Source organism: Endozoicomonas sp. ISHI1, assembly GCF_024606225.1.
GTDB lineage: Bacteria > Pseudomonadota > Gammaproteobacteria > Pseudomonadales > Endozoicomonadaceae > Endozoicomonas_A.
Genome location: NZ_JAGRPU010000009.1, coordinates 64614 through 91180 on the forward strand (window position 1 = coordinate 64614; position 26567 = coordinate 91180).

At 48.9% G+C, this 26567-nt stretch carries 27 protein-coding genes; 12 read left to right on the forward strand and 15 right to left on the reverse strand.

Going from position 1 to position 26567, the window contains the following annotated elements; translation table 11 throughout:
* Positions 1 to 148: 148 nt before the first annotated feature.
* The gene (locus KBW69_RS07980; RefSeq protein ID WP_257280557.1) at positions 149 to 1381 is read right to left on the reverse strand and encodes a hypothetical protein; all 1233 of its coding nucleotides are present in this window, start codon (positions 1379 to 1381) and stop codon (positions 149 to 151) included.
* A gap of 466 nt (positions 1382 to 1847) precedes the next feature.
* Positions 1848 to 2252 (reverse strand): hypothetical protein, encoded by a 405-nt coding sequence (locus KBW69_RS07985; RefSeq protein ID WP_257254380.1) that lies wholly within the window; start codon positions 2250 to 2252, stop codon positions 1848 to 1850.
* A gap of 522 nt (positions 2253 to 2774) precedes the next feature.
* Between KBW69_RS07985 and thrS the strand changes: the two genes are divergently transcribed.
* From thrS to rplT, 4 genes are all read left to right on the forward strand, one after another.
* Positions 2775 to 4697, forward strand: a complete 1923-nt coding sequence (gene thrS, locus KBW69_RS07990; protein WP_257254378.1) for a threonine--tRNA ligase — start codon at positions 2775 to 2777, stop codon at positions 4695 to 4697.
* A gap of 35 nt (positions 4698 to 4732) precedes the next feature.
* Complete coding sequence (gene infC, locus KBW69_RS07995) at positions 4733 to 5323, forward strand: translation initiation factor IF-3 (protein WP_257254377.1); 591 nt, start codon at positions 4733 to 4735, stop codon at positions 5321 to 5323.
* Between the two features lie 178 nt (positions 5324 to 5501).
* Positions 5502 to 5693 (forward strand): 50S ribosomal protein L35, encoded by a 192-nt coding sequence (gene rpmI / locus KBW69_RS08000; protein WP_034837404.1) that lies wholly within the window; start codon positions 5502 to 5504, stop codon positions 5691 to 5693.
* Between the two features lie 36 nt (positions 5694 to 5729).
* Positions 5730 to 6086, forward strand: coding sequence for a 50S ribosomal protein L20 (gene rplT, locus KBW69_RS08005; RefSeq protein WP_257254376.1), 357 nt, complete (start codon positions 5730 to 5732; stop codon positions 6084 to 6086).
* 69 nt (positions 6087 to 6155) lie between these two features.
* Here the strand turns inward: rplT and smrA are convergent, their stop codons facing one another.
* The 6 genes from smrA to KBW69_RS08035 form a co-directional block, all read right to left on the reverse strand.
* Positions 6156 to 6734, reverse strand: coding sequence for a DNA endonuclease SmrA (gene smrA, locus KBW69_RS08010; RefSeq protein ID WP_257254375.1), 579 nt, complete (start codon positions 6732 to 6734; stop codon positions 6156 to 6158).
* A gap of 83 nt (positions 6735 to 6817) precedes the next feature.
* A complete protein-coding gene (locus KBW69_RS08015; RefSeq protein WP_257280558.1) occupies positions 6818 to 7081 on the reverse strand; it encodes a hypothetical protein in 264 nt (87 codons plus the stop codon).
* Between the two features lie 223 nt (positions 7082 to 7304).
* Positions 7305 to 7619 carry a hypothetical protein gene (locus KBW69_RS08020; RefSeq protein ID WP_257280559.1) on the reverse strand — a complete coding sequence of 105 codons (315 nt, stop codon included), beginning with the start codon at positions 7617 to 7619 and terminating at the stop codon, positions 7305 to 7307.
* A gap of 101 nt (positions 7620 to 7720) precedes the next feature.
* The gene (locus KBW69_RS08025) at positions 7721 to 8698 is read right to left on the reverse strand and encodes a hypothetical protein (RefSeq protein ID WP_257280560.1); all 978 of its coding nucleotides are present in this window, start codon (positions 8696 to 8698) and stop codon (positions 7721 to 7723) included.
* Positions 8695 to 9153: a type III secretion system chaperone gene (locus KBW69_RS08030; protein ID WP_257280561.1), complete on the reverse strand. Its 459-nt coding sequence runs from the start codon at positions 9151 to 9153 to the stop codon at positions 8695 to 8697. The genes KBW69_RS08025 and KBW69_RS08030 overlap by 4 nt, the downstream gene beginning before the upstream one ends.
* Positions 9154 to 9240: 87 nt before the next feature.
* Positions 9241 to 10008 carry a class I SAM-dependent methyltransferase gene (locus tag KBW69_RS08035; protein WP_257254371.1) on the reverse strand — a complete coding sequence of 256 codons (768 nt, stop codon included), beginning with the start codon at positions 10006 to 10008 and terminating at the stop codon, positions 9241 to 9243.
* A gap of 198 nt (positions 10009 to 10206) precedes the next feature.
* Here KBW69_RS08035 and KBW69_RS08040 point away from each other — a divergent pair, with 198 nt between their 5' ends.
* Positions 10207 to 10476, forward strand: coding sequence for a hypothetical protein (locus KBW69_RS08040; protein ID WP_257254370.1), 270 nt, complete (start codon positions 10207 to 10209; stop codon positions 10474 to 10476).
* 58 nt (positions 10477 to 10534) lie between these two features.
* Here the strand turns inward: KBW69_RS08040 and thiH are convergent, their stop codons facing one another.
* The 3 genes from thiH to thiS are packed head-to-tail and all read right to left on the reverse strand — an operon-like array spanning position 10535 to position 12677.
* Positions 10535 to 11650, reverse strand: a complete 1116-nt coding sequence (thiH, locus tag KBW69_RS08045; RefSeq protein ID WP_257254369.1) for a 2-iminoacetate synthase ThiH — start codon at positions 11648 to 11650, stop codon at positions 10535 to 10537.
* Complete coding sequence (locus tag KBW69_RS08050) at positions 11650 to 12417, reverse strand: thiazole synthase (RefSeq protein ID WP_257254368.1); 768 nt, start codon at positions 12415 to 12417, stop codon at positions 11650 to 11652. The genes thiH and KBW69_RS08050 overlap by 1 nt, the downstream gene beginning before the upstream one ends.
* Before the next feature lie 59 nt (positions 12418 to 12476).
* Positions 12477 to 12677: a sulfur carrier protein ThiS gene (gene thiS / locus KBW69_RS08055; protein WP_257254367.1), complete on the reverse strand. Its 201-nt coding sequence runs from the start codon at positions 12675 to 12677 to the stop codon at positions 12477 to 12479.
* Between the two features lie 173 nt (positions 12678 to 12850).
* Here thiS and KBW69_RS08060 point away from each other — a divergent pair, with 173 nt between their 5' ends.
* The 5 genes from KBW69_RS08060 to KBW69_RS08080 all read left to right on the forward strand — a co-directional run bounded on the left by KBW69_RS08060 (position 12851) and on the right by KBW69_RS08080 (position 17857).
* On the forward strand, positions 12851 to 13429 hold the full coding sequence (locus KBW69_RS08060) for a hypothetical protein (RefSeq protein ID WP_257254366.1): 579 nt from the start codon (positions 12851 to 12853) through the stop codon (positions 13427 to 13429).
* Between the two features lie 232 nt (positions 13430 to 13661).
* Positions 13662 to 14690 carry a phenylalanine--tRNA ligase subunit alpha gene (locus KBW69_RS08065; RefSeq protein WP_257254365.1) on the forward strand — a complete coding sequence of 343 codons (1029 nt, stop codon included), beginning with the start codon at positions 13662 to 13664 and terminating at the stop codon, positions 14688 to 14690.
* Between the two features lie 45 nt (positions 14691 to 14735).
* The gene (pheT, locus tag KBW69_RS08070) at positions 14736 to 17114 is read left to right on the forward strand and encodes a phenylalanine--tRNA ligase subunit beta (RefSeq protein WP_257280562.1); all 2379 of its coding nucleotides are present in this window, start codon (positions 14736 to 14738) and stop codon (positions 17112 to 17114) included.
* A gap of 91 nt (positions 17115 to 17205) precedes the next feature.
* The gene (gene ihfA, locus KBW69_RS08075) at positions 17206 to 17517 is read left to right on the forward strand and encodes an integration host factor subunit alpha (RefSeq protein ID WP_257254363.1); all 312 of its coding nucleotides are present in this window, start codon (positions 17206 to 17208) and stop codon (positions 17515 to 17517) included.
* Positions 17489 to 17857, forward strand: a complete 369-nt coding sequence (locus tag KBW69_RS08080) for a MerR family transcriptional regulator (protein WP_257254362.1) — start codon at positions 17489 to 17491, stop codon at positions 17855 to 17857. Before ihfA ends, KBW69_RS08080 begins: the two co-directional genes overlap by 29 nt.
* 72 nt (positions 17858 to 17929) lie before the next feature.
* Here the strand turns inward: KBW69_RS08080 and KBW69_RS08085 are convergent, their stop codons facing one another.
* Both KBW69_RS08085 and KBW69_RS08090 read right to left on the reverse strand, forming a co-directional pair.
* A complete protein-coding gene (locus KBW69_RS08085; protein WP_257280563.1) occupies positions 17930 to 20173 on the reverse strand; it encodes a tyrosine-protein phosphatase in 2244 nt (747 codons plus the stop codon).
* A 216-nt stretch (positions 20174 to 20389) separates the two neighbouring features.
* Positions 20390 to 20995, reverse strand: a complete 606-nt coding sequence (locus KBW69_RS08090; RefSeq protein WP_257280564.1) for a YecA family protein — start codon at positions 20993 to 20995, stop codon at positions 20390 to 20392.
* Positions 20996 to 21179: 184 nt separating this feature from the next.
* On the opposite strand from KBW69_RS08090, the gene recQ reads away from it, so the two are divergent.
* Both recQ and KBW69_RS08100 read left to right on the forward strand, forming a co-directional pair.
* Entirely contained in the window at positions 21180 to 23009 is a 1830-nt protein-coding gene (recQ, locus tag KBW69_RS08095; protein ID WP_257280565.1) for a DNA helicase RecQ, read from the forward strand.
* A gap of 124 nt (positions 23010 to 23133) precedes the next feature.
* Positions 23134 to 24828, forward strand: a complete 1695-nt coding sequence (locus tag KBW69_RS08100; RefSeq protein ID WP_257280566.1) for an alpha-galactosidase — start codon at positions 23134 to 23136, stop codon at positions 24826 to 24828.
* Between the two features lie 67 nt (positions 24829 to 24895).
* On the opposite strand, the gene KBW69_RS23695 is transcribed toward KBW69_RS08100, so the two are convergent.
* Together KBW69_RS23695 and KBW69_RS08110 are read right to left on the reverse strand one after the other, a co-directional pair.
* A complete protein-coding gene (locus KBW69_RS23695; protein WP_257288636.1) occupies positions 24896 to 25408 on the reverse strand; it encodes a SprT family zinc-dependent metalloprotease in 513 nt (170 codons plus the stop codon).
* 143 nt (positions 25409 to 25551) lie between these two features.
* On the reverse strand, positions 25552 to 26163 hold the full coding sequence (locus KBW69_RS08110) for a Yip1 family protein (RefSeq protein WP_257253254.1): 612 nt from the start codon (positions 26161 to 26163) through the stop codon (positions 25552 to 25554).
* Positions 26164 to 26567: the final 404 nt, after the last annotated feature.

Below are 26567 nucleotides of genomic sequence, written 5' to 3' on the forward strand. Positions count from 1 at the left end.
ACCTGTCTGTTCAGGCAAGTACGGATTGTCTCTAATGGGTTTAGAAGAGTGAAACCTACACCGGACTTTTTTATCCTTTTCGCTCTAATACACCATCCTGACCTTTGAAAAGACAACCTGAAAGTCCACTGGAGATCATGTATGGGTATCAGAACTGAGATGCATCCAGATCAATTATTATCTGACCCGTGCCTGAGGGTTCAACTCTGTAGATAAAACGGTAGAGGCTTGCCAGCGATACGAATGTAAAAAAGCCCAGACCGGAGGCTACGGTAATAATCGTGGGGTTGGGTTGATATCCAAAGGGAGCAATAACCGACATTGGCAGTTTTTCATGACTAAGTATCTCATAATCACCACCAACAGTTATATTTTTGTCTATATTCCAGAGCGTGCTGGATTCACCGGCAAGTCTTTCAAAGTTATGCCAGGCTCTCGAGAACAGTCCGGCCCCCAGAGTGGCGATTAAAGTCCATGCGAATGCTTTCGCATAGGGGTTGTTGGTCCGCTGATAGCAGAATAAAGGTTGTGCAGCAATGAATGCCAGAGGGATGCCAGAGAAAGCAATGGCTGCGTACTTTTTATCAAGAATCAGCGGTAAAGTAATGAGAGCACCTCTTCCGGTTTCGCGAAAGGTGTTTGAGACAACATTTATCAGTAATCCTGACAAGACGAGTTCTTTTCGACCTGCAACCCCTCCTGCGATCCCGAGAGCCCAGCCACCGAGGCTCAGGCCGGCTTTTAATCTTGTTAAGCCTTCAACAACTGCAATCCATTTCTCGGGGATTTTCTTACCAGATTCCGCGAGCCCGACCCCGGCAGTATAAATACCCGTCATAGTGATTAAACTGGTGGCAGTGGCTGTCGCCATAATCTTTTTGGTGGCTTTTGGATTAAACAGAAGAGCGCCTTTAAGCAGTATGTACATCTCTATGCCTTCAGAAACCCAGACAGAAAAGCTGGTCAGCCACCGATCGTAATCGGGTTTGTTTTTTTTGACGTCTGTTGTAGCGGGGGATTCACATCCCAGCTTATCTTTAATAGCGTTAAAGTCAGAGCTGTTACTATAGATCACAGTTGAATTATCCGGGCCGTTGCTCTTTGAGCAGATGAAGGCTTTCACTATCCCCTGGTCCTCCCCGCAACTGATATCGTCTGAGGATGCCAGAGCCAGTGTGATGCCCATTAACACCCTATCCGACAGAACGGCATCGGGTTCAGAAGCGGATGCGATTCGATTAACTTCGGAAGAGGAGGGGGAGTTGTCAGGATTGATTGACTCTGTCGTATTTATGACAAGATCTGCCAAGGCTGAATGTCCGGGAATATAAGTCATCATCGTCGATATTAAAAACACCAGGTAAGGTTTTAACCGTAGCATTGGATCTGTCTCCGTGAGCTGACAGGCCGATTGATCAGTTAGGCTGGCTGGTTTGAACAGATTTGTCTTGGCTCGGGTAGGTATAGTCAATGTGAGGTGAAATGCAACTTGTTTGTATTTGCAGGGTAGCCATGCAGACGGCAGAGATCGTGCATATACATGGGAATTACAATTCCGTTGTTGGTAAATCAGTCATTGTTGGATCGGTACTTGTGGGTTGTACTCTCTGGATTAGTGATAAAGGCTTGGCGGAGTAAAGAATGCTCTGTACACACTTCTGGAAGGAGACGCGGTGGGCTCTTTCCTGGCACACAAACTGTTTCCAGGAGCTTGTGTATCATTCAAACACATCAGAACTGATGTGGTATCGGGAATGATTAGACGATAATGAGAGTTTTTTTGCCGCATGGCGGCTTGGATCATCAAGTGGTTCCGGGTGACGCCTGGAGCGCACCTGGTTACGACCTCATCTTATGAAACATTCCTTGTATAGATACACTGTTGCAAAGCTGAGAGGTAAAGCACCCGCGACCTCAATCAAGGAGGTTGTCTCAATTCCGGCACGGCAACAACCTAGTAGCCACATATTGTCGAAAATATAGATTGAGCCAATAATTAGTGCCGTAGAGAAGCTATTTAATGGGCGAAATTTTGGCGACAACTTAGGTAGCACAGAGCCGGCCGCAGCTCCGGCTAAAAGTAAAAAACTAATGTCTTCCGAATTAATGTCCAGAATGCATATGTACTCAACAGCATTTTCATCCTCTAGCTTACTTGTATAATGCAGCGAAAAATTATAAGAATAAGCATTTGTAGTCATGAAGCTCATAATAACTGCAAAAAAAACAGTAATTCTGATTAGATCTTTCATATTCCATCCTGCTGCATGAAAGCCGGAGTATAGTTAGTAGAACCTGAAGAATTGCAATTTATTCAGTGAATTGTATTAAACTGGATTCGGAATGATTTTTTATTGACCAGGTTTTAACACTTCTTTTTTGTCCGCTAATGTAAACCTTTGTCGAGTGACCGGCTTCATGAATTTTGTGACCTTTATACCCTTTATCCGCAAAACAGCGGTTAGGTGCCACGAGCCCTGTCAAGGTTATAATTTTTCTGACTTGACACAGGCTTTGAAAAAACCACAATAACCCTAAGTTGGCTTTTCTTTGCTAACTGCATGTATATGTCCCAAGATTTTCTCCTTTCAATCGGTGAGAAAATCCAAGCATCCCCTGGTATGGGTTGCCACTGGTACAGAAGTTCTCAGCCTCTGGTATGGGCTGGCAAGAACGATGAGCAAGCAGCCTTCGGTACAGGTTGCCACTGAAGATGAACATAATGCCAATAGTGGCAAAAGCCCTGGCGGCAAAAAATTAAGGAATATCTCCTCATGCCTGTAATTACGCTTCCCGACGGCAGCAAGCGCGAGTTTGCTGACGCCGTTTCTGTAATGGAAGTAGCCCAGGATATTGGTCCGGGCCTGGCCAAAGCGACTCTGGCGGGTCGTATCAATGGTGAGCTGGTGGACGCCAGCACCAAAATCACGGACGACTCTGAGTTGTCCATTATCACTTCCCGTGACGAAGAAGGTGTTGAGGTGATTCGTCACTCAACGGCTCACCTGTTGGCTATGGCTACCCAAGATCTGTATCCGGGGGCCCAGGTCACCATTGGTCCTGTGATTGATAATGGCTTTTATTATGACTTCTCCTACGAGCGGGCATTTAACCTCGAAGACCTGGAGAAGATTGAAAAGCGAATGGCTGAGCTGGCAAAGCAGGATCTGAACATTGAGCGAGTCGTCATGACTCGTGACGAAGCCATCAATGCTTTCAGGGCCATGGGTGAAGAGTACAAGGTCGAGATCATTAATGACCTGCCGGAAAGTGAAGTGATCTCCGTTTATCGTCAGGGTGAGTGGATGGACCTCTGCCGTGGCCCACACGTTCCTTCAACAGGCAGGCTGAAAGCCTTCAAACTGATGCGTGTGGCCGGTGCCTACTGGCGTGGTGATTCCAGTAACGAAATGCTGACCCGTATCTACGGTACTGCCTGGGAAGACAAGAAAGCCCTGAAAGCTTATCTCCAGCGTCTGGAAGAAGCTGAGAAGCGTGACCACCGAAAATTGGGTAAGAAGCTGGATCTGTTCCATATGCAGGAAGAAGCACCAGGTATGGTGTTCTGGCATCCCAATGGCTGGGCTATTTACCAGGAATTGGAACAGTACATGCGTAAGAAACAGATAATACACGGCTATAAAGAGATCAAAACTCCGCAGCTGGTGGATCGCTCTCTCTGGGAAAAGTCCGGTCACTGGGACAAGTTCCAGGACGACATGTTTACCACTAACTCGGAAGAGCGTGACATTGCTGTTAAGCCCATGAACTGCCCATGCCACGTTCAGGTCTTCAATCAGGGCCTGAAGAGCTACCGTGATCTGCCATTGCGACTGGCGGAATTTGGCTCCTGTCACCGTAACGAGCCATCCGGTGCGCTGCACGGAATCATGCGTGTTCGAGGCTTTGTTCAGGATGATGCCCATATTTTCGCGACGGAAGATCAGATTCAGTCGGAAGTGGCCGCCTTTATCGACTTTCTCCATGAAGTCTACGAGGACTTTGGCTTCAGTCGTGACAACATGCTCTACAAGCTGTCTACCCGTCCTGAAAAGCGAGTAGGTTCGGACGAAATTTGGGATAAAGCCGAAAAAGCCCTGGCCGATGCTTTGAATGCACAGGAGTTGCCCTGGGAAGAGCTGCCGGGTGAAGGTGCTTTCTACGGACCTAAAATCGAATTTTCCCTTAAAGACTGCATTGGCCGGGTATGGCAGTGTGGCACGATTCAGGTGGATTTCTCGATGCCTGGCCGTCTGGGTGCTGAATATGTCGATGAAAGCGGTGAACGAAAAACACCGGTCATGTTGCACAGAGCGATTCTCGGCTCGTTTGAACGCTTCATCGGAATACTCATTGAGCATTATGAAGGAGCTATGCCTCCCTGGCTGGCTCCCAGGCAGGTTGCCATTCTCAATATTACTGACAGACAGGCTTCTTATACGGCAGAACTGGAAAAAATGTTGCTGGAAAAGGGCGTTAGGGTAAAAGCGGACTTGAGAAACGAGAAGATCGGCTTTAAAATCCGCGAGCATACCTTAAATAAGGTGCCTTATCTGCTGGTTGTTGGCGATAAGGAAATGGAAAACAGAACCGTTGCTGTGCGTACCCGCACTGGTGAAGACCTGGGTACCATGCCTGTAGAGGCATTCATGGAGCACCTTGCAGCGGATGTCAGCAAGCGTGGCCGTACTGCGTAATCAATCTGTTATAGGCTTGTCGAGCTCAATATTTAATGACGACAAGCCCTTTCGCACAGGCCGCCTTTACAGGAGATACACCCATCAGACGTAACAGCTTCCGCGATCGTCGCCCGCAGAAAGCGCCGATCAATGAGAATATCCGTGCCAAAGAAGTCCGACTGATTGGAGCCGATGGTTCTCAGGTAGGGGTAGTTGATACCCGTGACGCTTTGTCCATGGCCCAGGAAGCAGGGCTGGATCTGGTTGAAATTAATGCAACCAGCGAACCGCCAGTCTGTAAGATCCTTGACTACGGCAAGCATCAATACGAACAAAAGAAGCAGAAAGCCGCAGCCAAGAAGAAACAGGTTCAGACCCAGGTGAAAGAAGTCAAGTTTCGCCCGGGCACAGAGGAAGGGGATTACCAGGTAAAACTGCGCAACCTGGTACGTTTCCTGACAGAGGGCAATAAGGCGAAGGTTTCCCTCCGCTACCGTGGTCGTGAGATGGCTCACCAGCAGCTGGGCATGGAACTGATGAACCGGGTTGAAAAAGATCTGGAAGAAATCGGTACCGTTGAACAGCGTCCGAAAATGGAAGGCCGTCAACTGATCATGGTGATTGCTCCGAAAAAGAAGAAGTGATTCGTTTGTGAAAAATCGGTTGCTTTCTCAGTGGCCGGTTTTTTCTCGTTCTGGATGAACGACAGTCGCTTTTATTTTTAATATCCCGACACCTCCTGGCCCTGAAACGGGCGCCTCTCTCGTTGATGAGAATCATTAATTAGAAGGGTAGGTCGTCGCGAATGCGGAGTGCTTTTTCATGCCAAAAATGAAAACCAACAGTGGTGCCGCCAAGCGTTTCAAGAAAACCGCTAGCGGTTACAAGCGTAAGGGTGCCTTCAAGAGTCACATCCTGACCAAGATGACCACCAAGCGTAAGCGTCAGCTGCGTGGTACCTCCATGGTAACACCTGCCGACCAGGGTCTCGTTAAGCGTATGCTGCGCGACTAATCGCTTTTTAGATCATTTTTTTCGGAGAGTTAGCTCATGGCACGTGTAAAACGTGGTGTAATCGCGCGCAAGCGTCACAAGAAAGTTCTTAAGGCCGCTAAAGGCTACTACGGAGCACGTTCACGTGTATTCCGTGTAGCCAAGCAGGCTGTCACCAAAGCAGGTCAGTACGCTTACCGCGACCGTCGTCAGCGCAAGCGTCAGTTTCGTGCTCTGTGGATTGCCCGTATCAACGCCGGTGCGCGTACTAACGGCTTATCCTACAGCCGTTTCATTGCAGGTCTGAAGAAGTCTGCGATCGAAATCGACCGTAAGGTTCTGGCTGATCTGGCGGTACACGACAAGGCCGTTTTCGGTCAGCTGGTTGAAAAGGCTAAAGCTTCTCTGGCTTAAGTCTGGTTCATATCGGTTTCTAACGGGGTTATGGTTTTCCATAACCCCGTTTTATTAGGTGTGTCAGAATCAGGCGGTGCGTTTGGAGTGACGCTCCCGGTTTTCCAGCTTTTCCCTTTCGCTTTTTCTCAGTAAAACATAAAGCGCCGCAGAGCCGCCATGAAACTTCAATGCGGTATGAAAACAGAGAACCTGATCCATTTCCCGTAACCAGGTGTTGACGTAGCTTTTGATGATGGCGGGGGGATTGCTGTCTAAGCCCCGACCATGATTGATAATGAGCGAACGAAGTTCGTGTTGCTGGCAGTCGTTGATGAAGTCAAAAACGGCTTTGCGAGCCTCAGCCGCTGTGTGATTATAGAGGTCGAGTCTGGCTTCAATAGCGTATTTACCCAGCCTCATTTTCTTGAAAACACCTTCCTGAACACCGGAGCGCTTATATTCCAGGTGATCGTAAGGCTGGACTCTTTTTGGGTTATCCAGTGATAAGAAATTAGGGTCATTCAGTTCAGCCTGGGCAGCCTTCCTCCTCAGGGCTTGACCGGGAGTGGCTGTCTGATGTTTCTTGAGGTCAGCTTTGGTGCAGCTTTTCAGGGGAGCCACTCCCTCCATTTCCTGAAGGAACAGATCCTGGTCGTCGTAACTCATGGTTTTGCACTTGTGGTCGAACGGTCAGAGGTGTTTTCCGGTCTGAAAATCTGACATTTGGACACCTCGGCAGATGTTTAATATTACTCGTTTTTGTCTATCCGGAGAACCGTGACCGCTGCAAAGGCCTTTTTTGCGGCTCCCGGTTGGGAACGCGAGTCATAATCAGATTCGGCTTGGGTGCAGTATATTGGAGGATCAGAAGGTGCATTCAGTTTTTTCAGGCCATTCCTGTCACCAAAAAGAATGCGTACTTCAGGAGGAATGGTTTTAGGGTTGCGAAGAACATAGGCGGTGAGTCCGGTTTTCTTGTCGAAAATACAGCCTTTGGATTCTTTGGTCGACAATCCAGCTGCCTCGCCAGCAGCTAATGCAAGAGGGCGTTCGGTATCCCAGCACTTGATCTCATCCTGGATTGTGTCGTCTAGCAGCCTGTCGGACTTAAGGCTGTCCTACTGCGGTTGCAATAAATTGGTCTAAAAATTCCTGCTTCTTCGTCAAATAGCTCGCTATTCTCCTCAGAAGCAGAAATTTTTATCCTCAATTTCTTGCAATCCTCGCTACGGACGCTTAAGTCCGACAGGCTGCTAGTATGCCGTCTGTTTCTATGGAGTGTTTGTAAGGGTAAGCGGCAATCTTTGCCTCGAGACGCACGGCGTCCTGCACTTGCCAGCGGTATCTATCTACAGGATCATTGCCCGGAGCAAGAGTACCTACTGAAGATTGCTGCGGATGAGTTAATGAAAAAAAATTCCCAATATGAGGGAGGGTCGTAGGGGGTGTTGGTCGTAGCCCTAATTCTCGAAAACCTCTGTCGTTGCCTGCATACATGTGTCTTTGTGCATCTCTGACGGCTGTGCTTGCTGCGGCAGCGCTTCCTACCATCTTTCTGTCCTTCTTGGGGGGATTGGTAAACTAACTCCTGTCCTTCTTCTGCCAGTCATCGGGCCAGTGTGTTGTCAAAGCCTTTTTTGTTAAAGCTGAATTCAGAGAAAGTGAGTCTCTTCATATTCTCTGGCATACATAGCAACAGGTTTTCCGATGACTTTGTTCTGAAAAAACTTGTCATGCTTATCGAGCTGTAAAACGAACTCGTCTTCCACAGGCTGGTAGTGAATGATAGCTTCACTGGCGGCCCGCTGTTTGTCCTCGTCCAAAGAGTTAATAATGTCGCGGCTAAGGAACTCACTGGAAAAGCATCTGGCCGGTAAAACCTTATCTTGTGAGACCGCTGCGTATGATGCCTGTGCCCCGCCTTTTTCATAGCCCGATAATTTGAGAGTCCAGCCTTTAAAGGTGCTGTTTTTCTGCATCAGCTTCTGAACCTGCCTGGTGAGTTCACTGGCTTGTTTGAAGCTTTCAGGCACACTTTTCCGCCTGACGTTCCTCAGGTTCCGTAACCAGCGAACGAGGGTGAACGCTTTTTTGAACCTTGAGGTATGGGAAAGCTCTTCCGGTTTTTTCAGGGCATCCCAGCTACCAAAAACAATACGTACTTCTGGAGGGCTGGTTTCAGGATTACGGAGAATATAGGCGGTGAGTCCGGTTTTCTTGTCGAAAACACAGCCTTCGGCTCCTTTGCTTGATAATCCGGCTGCTTTGCCAGCAGCCAGCGCGAGAGGGCGGTGAGTATCCCAAGACTTGATTTCATGCAGGATTTTTTTGTCACACAGCCCAGCGCCATGAATGGACTTTTTGTAAGGGTATGCGGCAATTCTTGCCTCGACAGACAGGGCCTCTCCCATGCGCCAAGCGTGTCTGTTAGTACCTTTACCCGGAGCAAGTGTTCCTACGTGATGCTGAGTGGGGTCGATTAATGAAGGAAAATTTCCAGTACAATAACGAATTCTGGGAGTGCCGGGCTTTAAATCCGAGTGTTGTTTATTCTCGCTCCTTTCGTTTGCCTCTATGTATCTTCGTGCATTTATGGCAGCTGAGCTTGCTGCCAGACTTGCTCCTCTCATCCGGCTATCCCCCCTGCCGTTGAAGGCTCATGAACAAACCCCTGCTCTTCTTCTGCCAGTTCCTGAGAAAGTGTGTTGGCGAGCTCTATATAGCCAAACACCAGGTTTTTGAAAGTCTCATGGGACAGGGTGCCGACAGGATGGCTGGTCATAAGGTGTAAACCCATTCCATCCGGGTCTGTATAAAACCATGCACCTTTGAGTTTATCCGGAGCCCCGTTGAGGGATAATAGCTGCATTGCTCTGGCGGCCTGTAGCTCAGGATCTGTTGGCATTGTCGTCAGCATTCGATAGAGCAACAGCAGATCACTGTTTTCAGGAACCTCCATGATGACTGCAATATCATCGTTCTCGTCAACCAAAGTGCAGATATTGTCATCCGTGTTCAGATCGTGACCAATATGTTCACCAAAGTCTTTTAAAAACTCTTTAAATTGTTCACTGGGGTCAATCATGGCGGGGCTTACCGTAGCTATTATTACTTGATGTTTATTTCGGCTTGGGCGTAAAAAATTGAATCGATGGGCTACAAAGCCTGCAAATCAAGCCGGTTTTCTGGCCAGGATCCGGACCTGATCCTGGTCGCCATGACTCCATACCGGGTAGTGTGGAGCCTCACCCTGTTCACAGACTTCGATCATGAATCCGGCATGCTCCATTAATACTTTCAGTTGTTCAGATGTAAAAAAACAAAAGTCTCTTCCAGGGATATTAATTTCATGGGCTGCTAATACCGGATCGGTTATTTCAGGACAATTAAATGCTTTTGCCGCCTGCTTCAGAAGGTTTATATAATCCCGCTGACAGGTCACGGTTAAGGGTGATTTTCTTATGCCGTCTCGTATCTCTCTGCTCAGGCCCGTGGTTTTCAGCACTTCAACGTCACAGGAGCAGCAGGTCAGCAGAAGAGTGCCTCCCGGCTCAAGAATTCTGTATAGTTCATCAATGGATGGCGTGACGTCTTCATTGGCAAGAAAATGAAACACTTCAGCGCAAAGAATCCCGCAAAAGGCATTATCTTCAAATGGCATGTTCTCTGGCAGTTTTGCTGCTCTGCATGTGACCGCTTGCTGCTGAATCTCCGGCAGGTCATTGAGCCACTCAGACAAGTCTGGCTTATCCATGTCAGTGGCTACGACCTGTGTTCCACGGATCAGTGCAGCGCGAGTATTGACTCCGTGGCCACAACCGATGTCCAGAAGGGGTTTATCTTCTTTCCAGCTGTTCAGCCAGCTATTTAGATAGATAACCGGATTGTGAAAAGTAAAACCCACACCCAGTTGATTTTTTTCGTACAAACGCTCTGACATAGCAGCAGTCCCGACAGATTAGACTTAACAGGATAGAAGCTTTCTTTGTTTACGGCGTTTAAAAACCTCTTTGTTTCAAATTGAATTGTATGGGGGTGTGCTCGTGGAGCGCTTTGTTGATCAGAGTTCGAGGTGTCTCTGTGTCATCTCTCAAAGTCTGCTAAGCTGTCCTTCTCATTCATTTGTCAGGAATACAGCATGTTGAACGCTGAACAACCACCCGAAACAGAGCTTGACCATATTCGAGACACCCTGACGGGGATTGTCGCCTACGCCAGTAAAACCCGTGCCGAAATGCACCGGGGGTTCGCTCAGATTGACAAACGTTTTGACCAGCAAGACAAACGTTTTGACCAGCAAGGTAGAGATATTGCTGCACTGAAAGCAGACAACGCAGAGTTGAAAGCAGACAATGTGGAAATTAAAGAAACCTTAAAGCTCATCCTGTCCAGACTGCCCAACAACTGACACGGCATCTAACAACAAAATCCGGTGGATTGCCCGTTGGCAACCACTGATTTAAAGGCTAGTGACTATAACTGCGGTCCCAGTCCTTCCAGACCGCTTCCAGACCTTTCGATTTGATCGCAGCCGCTACCTCTTCAGGACGACGGTTGTCGTCGATTGAGAACTGCTCCAAGGATTCGACAGCACCATCAGCATAGCCGCCCGGCTGAGTGCTTGAGAAAGCACTCATGGTCGTAATGCCCAAGGGCAAGACATTGTCTCTGAAGGATTCTGACTCCCGGGTGGATAGTGATAGTTCTGCTTCCGGCTTAAACAGACGGTAAGCACAGATCAGTTGTAGCAGCTGTCTGTCTGAAATAATGGAAACAGGTTCGAACTCACCTTCGCAGGGGCGCAATCTCGGAAAAGAGATGGAGTAACGGGTTTGCCAATAAGTTTTTTCCAGGTAGTCGAGGTGTGCGGCTACCATGGCGGAATCTGTACGCCAGTCTTCCAAACCGATCAGAGCCCCCACGCCGATCTTGTCGATGCCAGCTTTGCCGAGTCTGTCAGCAGTGTCCAGACGATAGTCAAAATTCATCTTGCTGCCGCGCAGGTGGTATTTCTCATAGGCGATGCGGTTGTAGGTTTCCTGGTAAACCAGAACGGCGTCCAGTCCCAGTTCCATCAACTCTTCGTATTCGCTCTGTTCCAGAGGTTGTACTTCCAGCGTAATGTGAGAAAAGTGCAGTCTGACTTTATCCAGCACGGTTTTGAAGTATTCGGTACCCACTGTACCCTGAGCTTCGCCTGTCACCAGCAGGATATGATCAAACCCCATGGCTTTGATGGCTTGCAGCTCACGATCAAGCTCTTCCATGCTCAGGGTTTTGCGGCGAATCTTGTTGTCGAGGCTGAAGCCGCAGTAGGTACAGATGTTGGTGCACTTGTTGGAGAGGTAAAGTGGAATGTACATCTGAATGGTTTTACCAAAGCGCTGGCGGGTGAGCGCCATGCTTTTCTGTGCCATCCGTTCCAGATAAGGTTCAGCCGCCGGAGAGATCAGTGACAGAAACTGATCATGAGTCGGTCTGCGAGCGATCAGGGCATTTTCTACATCCGTAGCGGTTTTGCTAAGGATGTTCATTCTGACTTCATCCCAGTTTAACTGGTTAAACGCGTCTACAAATGACATTAAAAATCTTCCAGAAACGCAGTTAAAGGGCTGCTTGCATGAGCCTGATGAGAACGTATTCCCAGGCCAGCCTCATAAGCTCGTCTGCCTGCTATTACGGCTTCCTTGAAAGCAGTGCCCATGGCTACCGGGTCATTTGAAACAGCAATGGCTGTATTTACCAGCACCGCGTCCGCTCCGATTTCCATTGCCTTAGCGGCATCGGAAGGGCTGCCAATGCCGGCATCTACAACCACTGGCACCTGGCTCTGCTCGATGATGATGTTCAAAAACTCTTCAGTTTTCAGGCCCAGATTGCTGCCAATGGGTGCCCCCAGAGGCATAACCGCAGAGGCACCGGCTTCTTCCAGTCTTTTGCACAGGACAGGATCAGCGTGAACATAAGGTAGAACAGTAAATCCCATTTCAACAAGTTTTTCGCAGGCTTTTAGTGTTTCGATAGGGTCAGGCAACAAATATTTGGGGTCCGGGTGAATTTCCAGCTTCAGCCAGTGGGTTTGCAGGGCTTCTCTGGCCAGCTGGGCTGCATACACGGCCTCTTTGGCGTTGCGGGCTCCGGAGGTATTAGGTAAGAGGTTAACACCAGCTTTAGTCAGGGGAGAGAGAATATCATCCTGATCATCATTCAGGTTCACTCGTTTGAGTGCCATGGTGACCAGTTCACTCTCAGAAGCCTTAATGGCTTCAGCCATGGTCTGGCTGTTCTTGAATTTCCCGGTACCGGTAAACAGACGAGAATGGAAAGTTTTATCAGCAATGGTTAGCATACCAGCCCTGCGGTTTGATAAGTTGTCGGTCATTCCAAGTGCGATTTTTTTAAGCTCTGTCAGCCACCAGCGGTAGCCTTAATCAAGGTGATACGGTCACCTTCTTCTATTCTCTTACAGGGCCAGCGGGAGCGACTGACAATCTGTCGGTTGATCGCCAGTGCTACGCCCTTGTCAGTTTGATTGATCTGTTCCAGCAGCTGCTCAAGCGTCAGAGAGGCTTCTGAACTCAGGGGCTGGTCGTTAACAAAAAATTGCATAGATCATTACGGGAGGTTTTGAAATCAGGGTGGGCAGTTTAAAGCAAATTTTTCTCCGGATAAATGGGGGCGGAAGCCTGACTTTTTTTATGTGCCACATCATTGAACTTAAAACCTGAAAATAGGTCAAATGATAGTTCTACATTCTACATAGTGATTTCCTGAGGCTGGATATGATTTCCAAACTAATCGTTAGCGCTTTAATTTTCTTAGCTGCGTCAGTGTGTTATGCGGATACATCAGTATGTTCTGCTGATCCGCTAATAACCGTTAAAACAAAGAGCTTGTCATCATCGAGTGTATTTGAAGCTTCCGTGCGGGATAGCCTGTCAAAGGCTTTAAATAAAAGGTGTTCTGTTCCAGAACGTATTACTGCACCCTTTCGGAGTGAATTGCAGTCATATGGTTATGTTGCAAGCCCAGAGGATTCGTTTTTTGCGGTGGAGTATATCTTCAATAAAAATTTCATGAGTAATCAGCTGATTACTGCAAGTGCATTGTCATCGACAGAACACGTTCCTAGCAGGATTAGTGGTCACTTGAGCTGTGGGCATGGCACAGGAGTCGATGAAAAACGCTATGTAGCAATCAGCCAGCGTAGGCTATCTGGTTTTTTTACTGCATCCAATAGAGTGTTGAATGAGCAAGAACAAGGAAGTGGCTTGTTTTTATTAGTGGTTCAGCCAAGCCTGGAGTACCCGGGAAAAAAGAATATATTTCATTGTACAACCCTTAATGCAAAATCACTCTGACACTCCCCGCCCTCGCTTCGCTCTGAGCGAGGGTTCTTCGTTTGGTAAACCGTACTTCAGATCATTGTTCAGTTTTCTTGTCCGATAGGTTATTACATTCGGTACGGTCGGTATGAATATCAGGGCTTTCCGACATCGGTGAAATCCGCTCAAAAGTACATCTATCCAAACCCCTCCCCAACCGCTAGAATTGGCGGTTTATTTTCTCTACGCATCGGTTATCAGGAATCCCATGGAGAATCTGGAAGCACTTGTTTCACCCATAGTCGTCTCTGCTCTGGCTGAAGTTGAGTCAGCCGCCAATGCCGCTGATCTGGATCAGGTTCGGGTACGGTTTCTTGGCAAAAAAGGCGAGCTGACCCAGCTGTTGAAAGGTCTGGGTAAACTGTCCCCGGAAGAACGCCCGAAGGCCGGTGGTTTTATTAACGAAGCCAAGCAGCAGGTTCAGGCGGCCCTGGACGTGAAACGTGACGGTCTGGATAAAGCGGCCCTGGAAGCCCGTCTGACCAGCGAAACCATTGATGTTACCCTGTCCGGCCGTAGCCAGAACCTGGGGACGGTGCACCCTATAACACGCACCATGGAGCGCATCACCGATTACTTTGGCAACATCGGCTTTGAGGTGGCCCAGGGGCCGGAAATCGAAGATGATTACCACAACTTTGAAGCGCTGAATATTCCGGGCCATCACCCGGCCCGTGCCATGCATGATACTTTTTACTTCAATGACAATACCGTTCTGAGAACCCACACCTCTCCGGTTCAGGTGCGTGTCATGGAAGCCCTGGGCAAGGCGAACGAAAAGCCCCCTATTGCCATTGTCTGTCCCGGTAAGGTTTACCGTTGCGATTCCGACCAGACTCACAGCCCGATGTTTCATCAGGTAGAGGGCTTGTACGTGGCAGAGAAAGTGAGTTTTGCTGACCTGAAGAGCGTTCTCAGTGACTTCCTGAGGGTTTTCTTTGAGCGTGACGATCTGAAAGTCCGCTTCCGTCCTTCCTACTTCCCGTTTACTGAGCCTTCGGCAGAAGTCGATATTGAGTGGGGACGCAACCAAGACGGTTCCATCAAGTGGTTGGAGGTGCTGGGCTGCGGTATGGTTCACCCGAGAGTCTTTGCATATTCCGGTATTGATGCCAGCAAGTACACAGGCTTTGCCTTCGGTCTGGGGGTTGAGCGTTTTGCCATGCTCCGTTACGGCGTAAACGACCTGCGTCAGTTCTTCGATAACGACCTGCGCTTCCTGAGCCAGTTCAACTAACGGTTTTATTGGAACTAGATCGAATAACGGAGTTGAGAAAAACCTATGAAATTCAGTGAACAATGGTTACGTCAGTGGGTTGCCCTGGAAGCCGGCACCCAGGAGCTGGTGGACAAAATCACCATGGCCGGTCTGGAAGTAGACGACGTTGAACCGGTAGCGGGAGAGTTTTCCGGTGTGGTTGTGGGTGAAATTATCGCCTGTGAACAACACCCGGATGCGGACAAGTTGCGTGTCACTTCTGTCAGCACCGGATCAGAAACATTGCAGGTGGTTTGTGGCGCCCCTAATGCCCGTGTTGGCATTCGTGTACCTTTTGCAACAGTGGGAGCCGTTCTGCCGGGCAATTTCAAAATCAAGAAAGCCAAACTGCGGGGTGTTGAATCTTTCGGCATGCTCTGTGCGGAAGAAGAACTAGGCATGGCTGAATCTTCTGACGGCCTGATGGAGCTGCCAGCGGATGCTACCGTGGGTCAGGATATCCGTGAATATCTGAACCTTGATGACAAAATCATTGATGTTGACCTTACGCCAAACCGTGGCGACTGCCTGAGCATTGCCGGTCTGGCCCGGGAAGTCAGTGCGAACTTTCTGGCCGATGTCAGCGCAGTTCAGGTTGAACCGATCGCTCCGGCCATTGACGACACTTTTAAGGTTTCTGTGGAATCCAAAGAGGGCGCTCCACGATTTCTGACCCGTGTTCTGAAAGAGGTAGACGTCACTCAGCCTACCCCTCTGTGGATGGTTGAGCGCCTGCGTCGTTCCGGTATTCGTTCCATTGATCCGGTTGTCGATGTAACGGCTTATGTCATGCTGGAACTGGGTCAGCCTATGCACGGTTATGATCTGGATACCCTGAATGGTTCCCTGATTGTTCGTATGGCTCATGAACAGGAGACGCTGGTTCTGCTGGACGGGCAGGAAGTCAGCATGAACCCCCGGACTTTGGTGATTGCTGATGAGAAGCAGGCCCTGGGCATTGCCGGTGTGATGGGCGGAGAAGGATCGGGTGTCTCCGGGACGACCCGTAACGTCCTGCTGGAAGCCGCTTTCTTTGACCCCATCACGATTGCCGGTAAAGCCCGTTCCTTCGGGCTGCATACCGATGCTTCTCATCGCTTTGAGCGTGGTGTCGACTTTCAGTTGCAGCGTAAGGCGATTGAGAGAGCAACAGCGCTGATTCTGGGCATCTGCGGTGGTCAACCTGGGCCTGTTTCTGAGGTCGTTAGTGAAGACAATCTGCCTGCTCTGAACACGGTTCATCTGAGGGCTGAGAAAGTCGCTTCACTGTTAGGCATTACTATCGAGAATGATCTGATTGAAGCTTTGCTGACGCGACTGGGCCTTGAGATGAACTCCACGGCGGAAGGTGAGTGGAGCGTTTCAGTGCCAAGCTGGCGTTTTGACATCTCCATAGAAGAAGATCTGGTAGAAGAGCTGGGTCGTATCTACGGTTATGAGCGTCTGCCAGAAACCATTCCAACGGCGCTTCTGAAGCTTAAGCAGGTGGATGAAAACAAGGTTAAAGAATCTGACATTCGTCGTATTCTTGTGGGGCGTGGCTATCAGGAAGCGGTCTCTTTCAGCTTTATTGATCCGAAGTTGCATCAGCTGTTTGATCCGGGGCGTGAGCCCGTGGCGTTGGCGAACCCCATCGCCAGCGATCTTTCTGTCATGCGAACATCGCTGCTGCCGGGTCTGGTTAAAACGGTCAGTTACAATTTGAATCGTCAGCATAGCCGGGTTCGTCTGTTCGAAACCGGCCAGACGTTTGTTCGTGAGGATGGCGTTCTGCGACAGGAAAACCAGATTGCTGCTGTGATTACCGGCAGTCGTTATCCTGAAAGCTGGGCGATCAAAGCTGAGCCCGTGGATTTCTATGATCTGAAAGGGGATGTAGAAGCTCTGCTGGCACTCGGTGGTGCGGCAGGGGATTTCCGTTTCGAAAAAGCCAGTCACGATGCCATGCACCCAGGTCAGTGTGCAGCGCTGATTCGTGATGATAAGGTCATTGGTCACTTAGGCGCTCTGCACCCAAGTCTGGCGAAATCGTTGGATTTGAACGGTGCCGTGCTCCTGTTTGAAGCCAGTCTGGAAGCAGTGAGCCAGGGTAAGGTGACAGAGTTCACACCACTGTCCAAATTCCCTGAAGTTCGTCGTGACCTGGCCTTGCTTGTCAGGGAGGAAGTGGCTGCTGACAGTCTCAACCAGGTCATTCGGGAAGAAGCCTCTGAACTGTTGAAAGATGTTCGTATTTTTGATGTTTATGCCGGAAAAGGCATTGCAGAAGGTCACAAGAGTCTCGCTTTGGGCTTGACCTTGCAGCACGCTTCCCGCACTCTAAAAGACGAAGAAGTTAATCGTTTGATTGACAGCATCGTAAGTCGGCTGGAATCGGAATTGGGTGCCAGTCTCCGTAGCTAATCAGCCAATGCGAGCGGTCTGTTTCGGGCCTGCTTTCTGAGCAGGCTTTCAACAGTTCGCAGCCCCGGTTATAAGAGAGCGGAAGTTATCCATGGGAGCTCTGACTAAAGCGGATATAGCCGAGCGTCTTCATGAAGAACTCGGTTTGAACAAGCGCGAAGCCAAGGATATGGTCGAGCAATTTTTCGAACAGATTCGTCTGGCACTGGAGAATAATGAACAGGTCAAGTTATCCGGCTTCGGTAACTTTGAACTGCGCGACAAAAGTCAGCGGCCCGGCCGAAACCCTAAAACCGGCGAAGAGATTCCCATTTCTCCTCGCAGGGTGGTGACTTTCAGGCCTGGCCAGAAACTCAGGTCACGAGTTGAGGCTTATGCAGGAAACAGAGCTCAGGAAGAGTGATCTCCCTGTCATTCCCGGCAAGCGTTACTTCACCATCGGTGAAGTCAGCGACTTGTGTCAGGTGAAATCCCATGTCCTTCGATACTGGGAGCAGGAGTTTTCGCAGCTAAAACCGGTCAGGCGTGGGAATCGCCGTTACTATCGGCGTCAGGATGTGTTGCTCATTCGGCAAATTCGCAGCTTACTCTACGACAAACGTTTTACCATTGATGGTGCCCGCAATCATCTCAAGGGCGAAGTGCAGAAGCTGGACTCCTCTCAATACAAGCAACTGATCCGGCAGACCATCGCTGAGCTGGAAGATGTTATTGATGCCCTGGATGGGATTCCTTCCAACTGATTGCACAGGCAGATACAAAAATACCGGCGGATGCCGGTATTTTTGTATTGAGAAAATCAATCAGCTGCGAACTTATCCTCTTGGAAGGTTGCGCGGGCGTCTGTGGTTTTTGATGGCTTCTTCCATGATCTCGCCTACCTGATGCCAATCACTGTTTGCCTTTAAGGTCTCGGTGTAATTAACAATCTCATTCAGTTGCTCCTGATCTGCCTGACGCAAGACATGGGTCAGTTCAGTGGTCAGTTTCCTGGCATCGAATGTTTGTATTGTATTTCCGTACCCGCCTCCAGTAATTTTATTCAGCAGTTGGTCAGCATTTTTAGGGCCATTGTATTTCGATCTCTTCGCAGGCACGGGTGGTGAGGGCGGTAAGTCCGGAGCCTTTTCAACAGCAGTCTCACTTGTCTTTGCAAAACGGGTATTGACGTAAAGGTCGTTCTCATTGTCTCTTCTGATTTGGGCCGCTTTTAGCTTTTCCCTGTCAACGGTGGCATAGGCTTCTGAACCGTACCCCAGTCCGTTATCTTCAGGGTCCGGGGCTTTTTGGCGGCTAACAGGGGGTTCTGCAGGTGTAGCAACGGTCAGCCCTGCTTCTTTCAGCAGTGGATCAAACAATGGTGTGAACTGTCCGTGAACCGCCGTGACGGTATTGAGCTGTCCTGCTGTTTGCACGAATTTGTTTCTGACCTCACGGGCGGTAGCAATGGTTTGAGTGAAATCTTGTGGAACTTTTCCTGTCTTTTGGTACTGCCTAAGGCTGTTATCAATCGTTACGAAAGTTCCGGTTCTGCCGACCCCCGCATTGCAGTTGACGACGGTGGGGTTGTCTGACCTGGCTGCAACAGAGGGATGCTGACGTAACTTTTCAACCAGTACCGACAGTTTTGCCAGTCTTTCCGGGTTGCCGGCAGAATGGTCTGCCCAGCCTTTGTCGTAAACCCTGAACTGTGTTTCTCCATTAACGGAGAATTGTTTGACGGTGACGTTATCATTATCAAACGAATACTGCCCATCCAGTCTAACCTTAACGCCGCCGTAGTCTTTTTCTTCACCCACATTCTTCGGGCCTACTTCAATAGAACACTTATTAATTCTCTGCCCGGAAATTTTCGGATCTTGCAGTTCCTTGGCGTTAACAAGAGAGACTGAAACGGCAGGACGATGATGGGCCAGCATCTTAATGAAGTTGGTTTCTGTCTTTTCAACCGGTCCCTGACTGGCGATAAAGCTGCCACCAGGCAGGTCAACTTTGGCGGCATGATAGGGAGCTCCCGGTGCGAATGCTTTGCCTTTATCGCTCTGAAAGATGTTTTTGAATTTTGGCTGTGCTTGAGCTTTGAAAGCAGGGTCTTGATCGAATTTACTTTGTATATCTGGGCTGTCTTTTTGAATATCGCTGAATTGCTTTGTAATGACAGGGTCGTCAGGCTGGAAGGGGAATGTCTGATCCAGTTTAAGTGGAGCTCCCTCATAAGAGCCAAATGTCAGTTGGGACCCATTGTTCGAGCCATACACACCCTGCAAGGACGGAGTCAGTTCTTTAAGTTCGCGGGATCGGGAGTCAGGGCTTTCCTGAATATTCAGTTGACGATCTACCTCTGCGCCCATCGCAGCCGCGAGCATGGGGGCTTTTGCGTAATGTGTGGCAAGTTCTTCTTTTAAACCCTTTACGTCACCGTTAAAGTTTTTCATCTTTTCGGTGACTTTTCTTTCGGCATAAATTTCTCGTACTTCTTGCTTGACTGTGCTGTAGCTATCGTCTTGGTTTTGGCTAAGTTTTGATATTAAATCCTTGATATCCGAAGTGGGGAGCTGCCGGACGGCGTCTGAGAAGTTGCTGAGTGAGAAACCAGAATCATCATCAAATTTGCCATAGTCTATGCCATCAATGATTTCAGGAACGGACAGGGCTTTAGTTGGTGGGGTTTCCGGAGTGCTGTTTCTAACTGCAAGTGGTGTGTCAGCGGGTTTTGAACGGGTCGTTTCGGGTTGCTCACTCATTTTGTTGGGGAGCTTGGGCAGAGGGCGGGCATTCCTTTCCGAAAGGGGTGTTGAAGGCGGTTTTGATGGATTCGTTGCATGGTCAGCGCGATGTTCATGCAGCTTGCTATGGAAGTGGTCATAGACGGGTTTAACCAAACCGTGAACACCGAGAACCTCACGAGCAACTCTTAATCCCCAGACTTTCGAAGCACTGCAATTGTAGAGTTTGCCATTGACCTTGACTGTCTTGGTAATCGAATTCTGTGAATCAGCGCCTGTTGTTTGAGAATGGCTTACTGAAGAAGCCCCGCTGTTATTGATCGGATTGCCCACAACCTCTCTCCTGAGAATCTTCCCTGATTCTTGCAGTATAAATGGCTATGTGGCTTTTTCCATTGAGTCGGTAATTGTTGCGGCTGGCAGAGAATTCTCGTTAAAGGGTGTCATATTTCTGGCATAGCTCTTCTGGAGTAGCTCTTCTGGAGTAGCTCACCGATTAATATGACAGAAAGCACTGCTCACAGAATTGTTGAGCAGTGCGGTCGATGTTCAGTGGCGCTTGCGGGGTGAACCTTTGCGGGCAGGTTTTGATGCTTTGCTGGGTGGCTTGCTGCTGGCTTCCTCTGGAGAGTTAAACAGCAGATAAAGTTCCATCAACACTTCCGGTATCTGGCTGCACATATCTTCAGTCAGCTGCTCATCTTCCAGGATGGCTTCAAACTCAGGCTCATCGTCAAACAGTCCGGAGCCCAGCATGACCGGTAGCAGCAATTCACTGACTTCCTGTTCATTGTCCCGGAACCACTTTTCTTCTGTCATGATATGAGCCTGGAGAAAACCGCAGCACCAGTCCATCAGGTCTTCATCATCCGGGTCGGCAAATTCCTCGCAGGAGAGCTCAAAGCCCTCTTCTTCATTGAACTGTCGATCGATTGCCCGTGACAACTGATCAAGCGCCTGTTCCAGCAGGATTGAGTCCTGTCTGGTGAGTGTGACAGGAACTCCAAACAGAATCTCATTACGCTCATCTGTCTTCAATTCGAAGGGGACGATGGTCATGGCGGTACAAAAGCCATGGATGGCGTGGAAGGTAAAACCTTCTTCATCCGCATACCTGTCCAGCAGCGGCTCAAGAGTAGAACAGATGTCCTGCATTTAAAGAAAATCCGGTATGAATTGAGGTTGGGAAGTTTACAGCAGTTTTCTGAAAGATTCCTGTCTATCCATTTCAAATTCAAAAGAGCCAAACTCTTTGAAGCCATGTGCCCGTTTGGTGCTATACTGACTCGTCTTTTCTTATTCAATTAATTATTGTCGTTTAAATGTGCGCTGGGCTGTAATGACTGATCCTGCTCTGGATGTTCTGCAAAATACTTTCGGATTCGAATCTTTTCGTGGTTTTCAGGGAGAGGTCATCAGGGAGGTCACAGAAGGGCGTGATGCGCTGGTTCTAATGCCTACCGGCGGTGGTAAATCGCTTTGCTATCAGGTACCGGCCCTGGTTATGGCGGGTACCGCCATTGTTGTCTCCCCTCTGATTGCTTTGATGGAAGATCAGATCCGTAATCTCAAGCAGATAGGTATTCGAGCTGAGAGCCTTCACTCAGGTGTTGCCATGGAAGAGCAGTATCGAATCGAACAGGAACTGTTCACCGGGCATCTTGATCTGCTTTATGTCGCTCCCGAGCGTCTGATGTCTGAAATGATGTTGAGGAAGCTGGATCAGATACGAATTGCCCTGTTTGCCATTGACGAGGCGCATTGTGTCTCTCAATGGGGACATGATTTCAGGCCCGAATATTTACAGCTCTCGGTGCTGAAAGCACGCTTTCCAATGGTTCCCAGAATTGCCCTGACCGCCACGGCAGACAAACGAACCCGTCAGGAAATCATCGACCGTCTGGGTCTGGAGCAGGCCAGGGTATTTGTCGACAGCTTTAACCGGGCCAACATTTTTTACCGCATCAGCCAGAAGAAGCAGGGTAAGCAACAGTTACTGAGATTTCTGGAAAAAGAGCACCCCGAAGATTCAGGCATAGTCTACTGTCTTTCCAGAAAACGGGTGGAGGATACCGCGGCCTGGCTGAATGCCCAGGGTCGAAAAGCCTTGCCTTATCACGGTGGTATGACAGCCCAGGATCGTAAGCACAATCAACACCGCTTTCTCAACGAAGACGGCATGATCATGGTCGCGACCCTGGCCTTCGGGATGGGGATTGATAAGCCGGATGTTCGCTTTGTGGCTCATCTGGACCTGCCAAGAAGCATTGAAGCTTATTATCAGGAAACCGGTCGGGCCGGTCGTGATGGGCTTCCGGCTACCGCCTGGATGGTTTACGGCCTCCAGGATGTTATGTTGCTCAGGCAGATCCAGTCGAATTCTACGGCTGCCCCTGAAATTCAGCGAATAGAACAGCAGAAACTGGAAGCCATGTTGTCCCTCTGTGAGGTAACGGGTTGTCGCCGTCAGGTGCTGTTGGAATATTTTGGCGAGCCCCTGGAAGAAAAGTGTGGCAACTGTGACCTTTGCCTGGAGCCGGTGGCCACCTGGGATGGGACAGAAGCCGCCAGAAAAGCACTCTCCTGCGTTTATCGAACGGGGCAGATGTTTGGTGTCTCGCACCTGGTTGACGTGCTGATTGGCAAAGAAACCGCCAAAGTCGGCCAGTTTGGTCACCGCCGGATAAGCACCTTTGGTATCGGCAGTGAATTTAAACAGAGCGAGTGGCGTTCGGTCTTTCGGCAGCTGGTGGCCAGGGGATTTATCAATGTTGATGTAGAAGGGCATGGCGCACTCAAACTGAATGAAAAGTGCCGTCCCCTGCTCAAAGGCAATGAGCGTTTATTACTCCGTCAGGATCGTTTCGAATACGCGACTGAAACAGCTGCACGCAAAACCCGAAGTGTGGATCAGGGCCGGGTCATTATTGAAGACCATGATCGTCCGCTATGGGAGGCGATGAGAACCCGCCGTAAAGAGCTGGCAGAAGAGCAGGGTGTCCCTGCTTATGTCATTTTCAATGACAAAACCCTCTATGAAATGCTTAATGTTAAACCTACCAGTCTGGAGACTCTGTCTCATATTTCAGGGGTGGGTGAATACAAGCTGGAAAAATATGGGCAAACTTTCGTTGAGTTGATATCCGGGTTTGTTGTTTCGACTGTTTGATTTGAGTATTTGTTTCTAAGCTTGAGCATGGGAGCTCGTCAAATGACGCTATGGGTTTTTTGCCAGCTTTAAACAGGTTCATATGTCTCATACCATTCATTTGCCGTGTCACAGAGAGCTCACAGTGAATAATCCAGACTTGCTGGATAACATTTGTGAAAATGAAGTGACCTTTTGTTATAACGGTTTGCATGACAATCCAATACCAGACAATTACCAGCTATTTACCAGTGAGTTTGATTTTGAGTTCAGTGCGACTTTGCTGGGTGATGGCTTTCAAATGCTGGCACAAACCACAGGGACGTTTGACAAGCCGGTCGATGTTGGTCGATGCCCGGATAACGACAGTAGTTATCGGATTTATGGGGAACAGCAGAGAAAGCGTTATTACAACTACCTGATTATTGAAGGTTCAGCGGAGTATACCTTGTTTGGTTTTACCCGCTGTTATCGCTATGCGGGCTACTTCGAAGTAGTCAATGGTGAGAGCGGTATTATGATATCGGCATGCATTGATGGGGAAGGAACTTCTCCTCGGGACTCTGGCAGCAAAGAGCTGGAGTCAGTCGTTGTGCTAAGTGGAGATTCTTTATCTCAGCTGTATCAACAATACGCAAAGTTGATCGCTCAGCATCACCCCGCAAGGGCAGGCGTCGGGCAACCAGCACCCATCGGCTGGTGCTCTTGGTATGCCTATTATGCTGATGTCACCGGAGACAACATTCGCCAGAATCTCAATCTAATGGCAGGTGATCTTGGTAGCCTGGAGTGGGTGCTGCTGGATGATGGTTATCAGGCGTTTATGGGCGACTGGTTGTCTCCTTCGGATAAATTTTCCGGAGGAGTGAAAGAATTAATTGCGGATATCAGGCGCAAAGGAAAAAAACCGGCGATTTGGCTTGCTCCTTTTATTGCTCAGCCTGAGTCGCAACTGTTTGAACAGAATCCATCATGGTTTGTCCGCCATCATAACGGTGATCTCCTCAAAGCCGAAGATGTGACGTACGGAGGCTGGCGTTGTACCCCCTGGTATGTACTGGATACATCCAACCCCGAAGTACTAGCTCATTTAACTCACCTGGTCAGAACCATGCGAGAAGAGTGGGGTGTCGAGCTGTTTAAACTCGATGCCAATTATTGGGGAGCGCTTAAAGGAAAACGTTATCAGAGAGGCGTCACCGGAGTGCAGGCTTACCGAATGGGGATGGAGGCAATAGCGGAAGGCGCTCAAAATGCTTTGTTACTCGGGTGTAACGCACCCATGTGGCCATCTCTGGGACTTGTAGATGCCATGAGAGTCTCTGACGATGTGGAGCGGAACGCTCAGCGGTTTGAGCAAATTGCAAAAGAAACCTTCTATCGTAGTTGGCAGCATCGTAAATTGTGGCAAATCGATCCTGATTGCGGCACATTTGTTTCGCTTGCTAATCAATCAACGGATCGTTGTAATTACGACTTTCATCGTAATGTCTTACTTGCCAGCGGTGGGCTTTTGCTTTCGGGCGATCCGCTGCCTGATCTCACTCCCTTTGCTAAAAAGACATTAAGCAAATTGATACTGCGCCATCGTTACAGTCAGGACGCCGCCCAATTTACTTCACTGTCTTTACATCATGCTTCTCTTGCTTTAACAGAGGGTAAAAAGCTGCACTGTTTATTCAACTACAACGAGAACGCCAGGGAGGTGGCATTGACCTCCGATCAGCCGGTGTATTGGCGCGATTATTGGACTGGCGAGAAGTTAACTGAAGAACCTGTTCAGAAGGTGATGGTAGCATTGGATGCCGGGTTAACCAGCCGTGCAATTATTGCTTCGTGATAAGAGAAGTTCCCTCTCAAAAAAGAGTGGTTTCACCACTCTTAAATTGCCACTGAAGTACAGGTTCTCAAACGCTGATTCTCTCAACGAACTTCAAAGGTTCCCGGCACTGGGTACAGAGATAGACGGTACCTTTTACTGCCCTGTTATGGCGGATGGTACTGAGTGGGATGGTCTTTCCTTTACAGCTGCAACTATACAAAAATGGCCTTTTACTGGTATTGCTGGTGTTGTAGCTGTGCGTTCTACGGGCCGGCAGTCTGAAAACCTCTTCCATAATCCATTGCCACTCCCTGCCATGGGGACGGATTTTTCTGCCAAACAGTTGGTGAGCAATGAGGTGTGCGACTTCATGGCCCACGGTATGCGTCAGAAAATGCTCCTGGTTTTCTTTAAATAGTTGCTTGTTGAGGCGTAACAGGTTTTTTTCTGTCCAAGCCTGACCGGCGGTTTCACCTCTTAAATTGAGGCTGATCTGTGGACGCGGAAATTGTTTAAGAAAGTGCCGCTCAGCCAGGCAGTAAAGCTCACTGACCCGTAACTCAATGGCAGGCAAATAGAGACATTGTGTATTCGACATAAACTAACTGATTTGAAAAACTTTCCAGAGGATAGATCAGGGAAATTGTATCTGTACAGCTTGCTTATTGGAATAATCAGACAGGGTTCAGGGCGTCGCTTCCAGATGATATGACTTAATTCATCTGGCCTGACGCTGAAGTTTTAGTGAGCTTGAATGTATTCAGGGCCTACACCCATGCCCCAGAAAATAACAGTGGTGATCATAATAGAGACCAAAACAACCAGCCCGATACAAAGCACTGAGCTGGCATAGACAAATCCCTGCTCTTTGGGTATTCGCATAAAGGTTGGCAGACCAGAATACAACATCCATGCAGAGCAGGAAGTGGCAATGGTGCCTGCGACGATAGTCAACCAGATAGAGGGATAAAGTCCGCAGAAGCCCGCCAGGAAGAGTGGTGCAGCTGTGTAGCAGCTAAATGCAACACTCTGTGTCATGGTGGGCTTGCTGCCAAAGGTTTCTGCCATCCATTGGATGAATGCACCCATAACAGCAACACCGGCCAGTATGGCCAGCCAGGCAAAAAATGCCATGTAAGCAGCACTGGCTTCTGTTAACTTGATGACCTGATCACTGCCGGGGACTGTCCAACCGGTTCGAGTCGTTCCCAGATAAGTACATATGGCTGGCAGGGCCGCCAGCCAGATGACCTGACCCAGGTAGAGGCGAAGAATACCGGGAGGGTGCTCTCGAATAATGCTCCACTCTTCTTCGGGACGAGAGAGAAGTCCCCAAAAATGACTTAATATCATGGTGCAACCTCCATTATGGCTGTACCAGTAGCTGGTAATCCTTACATTGAACTTTGTAATCAGCTACAAAACAGCGGCTAATATGTTGTTATTATTCACTGCGTCAGGCATCGGTTCTTCCTGTTCAACAGGATCGTTTGATAGCCTTGATTTCAGTGTCTAATTATTTCTAACACGATGTAAAGTAATATCGTCCAAAGGCAGGTTATTTATTGAATAATACGGCAATTATTTAGCACCTTATCAGCCACCTGATAGCTTAGGTCATGACAGGTTAGGTGGATCGTAAGGTCAGGGGGCTAGTATGATAGAACTCCGGAGTGATTAAATGCCTCTGAGGCGGTGCCGTTTTTGTTGAAGTATTGTGTGGAAAGAGTCGTTTTTGCCAAGCTGGCTCAGGAGTA

Bases quoted from the DNA above. Each gene is read 5' to 3' on its own strand.
- KBW69_RS08050 (WP_257254368.1), bottom strand. From the start codon at position 12,417: ATGCTAACCATTGCTGATAAAACTTTCCATTCTCGTCTGTTTACCGGT.
- KBW69_RS08030 (WP_257280561.1), bottom strand. From the start codon at position 9,153: ATGATTGACCCCAGTGAACAATTTAAAGAGTTTTTAAAAGACTTTGGT.
- smrA (WP_257254375.1), bottom strand. From the start codon at position 6,734: ATGAGTTACGACGACCAGGATCTGTTCCTTCAGGAAATGGAGGGAGTG.
- infC (WP_257254377.1), top strand. From the start codon at position 4,733: ATGACGACAAGCCCTTTCGCACAGGCCGCCTTTACAGGAGATACACCC.
- KBW69_RS23695 (WP_257288636.1), bottom strand. From the start codon at position 25,408: ATGTCGAATACACAATGTCTCTATTTGCCTGCCATTGAGTTACGGGTC.
- KBW69_RS08040 (WP_257254370.1), top strand. From the start codon at position 10,207: ATGTTGAACGCTGAACAACCACCCGAAACAGAGCTTGACCATATTCGA.
- KBW69_RS07985 (WP_257254380.1), bottom strand. From the start codon at position 2,252: ATGAAAGATCTAATCAGAATTACTGTTTTTTTTGCAGTTATTATGAGC.
- KBW69_RS08025 (WP_257280560.1), bottom strand. From the start codon at position 8,698: ATGAGAGGAGCAAGTCTGGCAGCAAGCTCAGCTGCCATAAATGCACGA.
- KBW69_RS08020 (WP_257280559.1), bottom strand. From the start codon at position 7,619: ATGGTAGGAAGCGCTGCCGCAGCAAGCACAGCCGTCAGAGATGCACAA.
- KBW69_RS08035 (WP_257254371.1), bottom strand. From the start codon at position 10,008: ATGTCAGAGCGTTTGTACGAAAAAAATCAACTGGGTGTGGGTTTTACT.
- thrS (WP_257254378.1), top strand. From the start codon at position 2,775: ATGCCTGTAATTACGCTTCCCGACGGCAGCAAGCGCGAGTTTGCTGAC.
- recQ (WP_257280565.1), top strand. From the start codon at position 21,180: ATGACTGATCCTGCTCTGGATGTTCTGCAAAATACTTTCGGATTCGAA.
- KBW69_RS07980 (WP_257280557.1), bottom strand. From the start codon at position 1,381: ATGCTACGGTTAAAACCTTACCTGGTGTTTTTAATATCGACGATGATG.
- pheT (WP_257280562.1), top strand. From the start codon at position 14,736: ATGAAATTCAGTGAACAATGGTTACGTCAGTGGGTTGCCCTGGAAGCC.
- rplT (WP_257254376.1), top strand. From the start codon at position 5,730: ATGGCACGTGTAAAACGTGGTGTAATCGCGCGCAAGCGTCACAAGAAA.
- KBW69_RS08060 (WP_257254366.1), top strand. From the start codon at position 12,851: ATGATTTCCAAACTAATCGTTAGCGCTTTAATTTTCTTAGCTGCGTCA.
- thiS (WP_257254367.1), bottom strand. From the start codon at position 12,677: ATGCAATTTTTTGTTAACGACCAGCCCCTGAGTTCAGAAGCCTCTCTG.
- ihfA (WP_257254363.1), top strand. From the start codon at position 17,206: ATGGGAGCTCTGACTAAAGCGGATATAGCCGAGCGTCTTCATGAAGAA.
- KBW69_RS08065 (WP_257254365.1), top strand. From the start codon at position 13,662: ATGGAGAATCTGGAAGCACTTGTTTCACCCATAGTCGTCTCTGCTCTG.
- rpmI (WP_034837404.1), top strand. From the start codon at position 5,502: ATGCCAAAAATGAAAACCAACAGTGGTGCCGCCAAGCGTTTCAAGAAA.
- KBW69_RS08090 (WP_257280564.1), bottom strand. From the start codon at position 20,995: ATGCAGGACATCTGTTCTACTCTTGAGCCGCTGCTGGACAGGTATGCG.
- thiH (WP_257254369.1), bottom strand. From the start codon at position 11,650: ATGTCATTTGTAGACGCGTTTAACCAGTTAAACTGGGATGAAGTCAGA.
- KBW69_RS08110 (WP_257253254.1), bottom strand. From the start codon at position 26,163: ATGATATTAAGTCATTTTTGGGGACTTCTCTCTCGTCCCGAAGAAGAG.
- KBW69_RS08080 (WP_257254362.1), top strand. From the start codon at position 17,489: ATGCAGGAAACAGAGCTCAGGAAGAGTGATCTCCCTGTCATTCCCGGC.